Here is a 2,255-nt window from a genome sequence, read left to right as displayed (position 1 = left end):
TTGCCGTTGACGGTGAGCGGCAGGGCGTCGAGGACGACGACGGCGGAGGGCACGAGGTGCTCGGGGAGCGCGGCCCGTGCCTCGGCGAGCAGCTCGGCGATCAGTCGGGCCTCGGTGACCGCCGTGTCCTTGCGGGGGACGACGTAGCCGACGAGGGTCTTGTCGCCGGGCCGGTCCTCGCGGACCACGACGAGCGCCTGGCCGACCGAGGGATGCGCGGCGAGGGTCCGCTCGACCTCGCCGGGTTCGATCCGTACGCCGCGCAGCTTGATCTGGCCGTCCGCCCGTCCGAGGAACCGGAGTTCACCGGCGGGGGTCCACAGCACGCGGTCGCCCGTGCGGTACATGCGGCTGCCGTCCCGCTCGAACGGGTCGGGGACGAACCGCTCGGCGGTCAGTCCGGGCCGGCCGACGTATCCGCGGGCCACGTGCGCGCCGGCGATGTACAGCTCGCCGGGGACGCCCGGCGGGACGGGGCGCAGCGCGTCGTCGAGGACGTGGCTGCGGGTGTTGTCCATCGGGCGGCCGAGGTGGAGGCCGGCGCCCCGCAGGGCGCGTTCGCCGGTGCCGAACCACTGGTTGTGGGAGGCGAAGGTGGTCTCGGTGGGGCCGTAGGAGTGGACCAGGACGGTGTCCGGGCAGTGGGTGAGGACCCGTTGGACGGCGGCGGGGTTGGCGACGTCGCCGCCGGTCCACACCTCGCGCAGGAGGCGCAGGGTGTCCAGGCCCTCGTCGGCCATGACGTGGAAGAGGCCGACGGTGAAGTAGGCGGTGGTGACGCCGTGTTCGCGGACGGCGCGGGCGGTCTCGGCCAGGTCCGTGCCGTCGCCGCGGGTGAGGACGAGGCTGCCGCCGTTGAGGAGCGGCACCCAGATCTCGAAGACGGAGGCGTCGAATCCGGTCGCCGAGTGGACCAGCATCCGGTGCGGTCCCCCGGCGCGGACGTCGCGGTCGCGGGCGAGCTCCACCACGTTGCGGTGGGTGACGCCGACGCCCTTCGGGCGGCCCGTCGACCCGGACGTGAACATCACGTACATCAGGTCGTCCCCGGTGGCGGGAACGTCCTCGGCGAGGGGCTCCCCGGCGTCGGGCGCCTCCACGAGCAGGAGCGTCGGGACGACCGCGACGGGAGCGTGGTCCGCGTCGGTCGCCACCAGCCGGACCCCGGCGTGGTCCTGGTCGGTCGCCACCAGCCGGACCCCGGCGTCCTCCAGCATCAGCCGGATCCTCGCCTCGGGAAGCCGCGGGTCCAGGGGCAGGTAGGCGGCCCCGCACTTGAGGACCGCGAGGGCCGTCACCACCAGGGACACGCCGCGTTCGAGAAGGACGCCGACGGTGTCGCCGCGGCGCACGCCGGCGGTCCGGAGGCGGGCGGCCAGCGCGCCGGCGCGGGCGTCGAGTCCTCCGTAGCCGACGGTCTCCCCGTCGGTGATCAGGGCGGGCGCGCCGGGGGTGCGCGCGGCCCGGCGGGCGATCAGCTCGTGGATCGTCTCCGGGGCGCCGGGGGCCACGGTCGCGGTGTCGTTGTACTCGCTGACGAGGCGGAACCGGTCGGCGGCGGTGAGCAGGTCCACGTCCCCGATCCGTACGCCGGGGTCGGTGGCCGCTGCCCGCAGGGTCTGCTCCAGGTGGGCGGCGAGCAGCGCGGCGGTGGGGGCGTCGAACAGGTCCGTGGCGTACTCCAGGCCGCCGGCGAGCCCGATCGGCAGCCCTTCGGCGTCCCGCCGCTCCTCCATCGCGAAGGTCAGGTCGAACTTGGTGGAGACGGTGTCCAGGAGCGCCGGCCCGCCTTCCTGGAAGAGGCCCTTCGCGCCGGCGGCGTCACCCGTGTAGTCGTGGTGGAGCTGGACGACGATCTGTGCCAGCGGGTGGTGGGCGGTGGTGCGGAGCGGGTTGAGGTGCTCGACGACCCGGTCGAAGGGGAGTTCCTGGTGCCCGTAGGCGGCGAGGTCGGTCTGCCGGACCCGGTCGAGGAGTTCGGCGAAGGTGGGGTCGCCGGAGGTGTCGGTGCGCAGGACGAGGGTGTTGACGAAGAAGCCGACCAGGTCGCCGAGGGATTCGTCGTCGCGTCCGGCGGTCATGGTGGCGAGCGGCAGGTCGGTGCCCGCGCCGTGCCGGGTGAGGACGGCGGCCAGGGCGGCCTGGAGGACCATGAACAGGGTGGCGCCGCTGCGCCGTGCCACGGCTTCGAGGGCCTGGTGGGTGGCGGCGTCGACGGTGACGGGGGTGCGTCCGCCGCGGTGGGTGGCCTCGGC

At 74.6% G+C, this 2,255-nt stretch carries 1 protein-coding gene; it reads right to left on the bottom strand.

The window, feature by feature from the left end:
* On the bottom strand, nucleotides 1–2,255 hold a 2,255-nt coding region (locus CCN56_RS40175; RefSeq protein WP_143664827.1), incomplete at both ends, for an amino acid adenylation domain-containing protein.

This window comes from Streptomyces sp. NRRL B-24572, from assembly GCF_002156145.1.
GTDB classification, from domain to species: domain Bacteria; phylum Actinomycetota; class Actinomycetes; order Streptomycetales; family Streptomycetaceae; genus Streptomyces; species Streptomyces vietnamensis.
The sequence above is the reverse complement of the archived record's forward strand: the minus strand, read 5'-3'. Positions and strand labels throughout refer to the sequence as shown.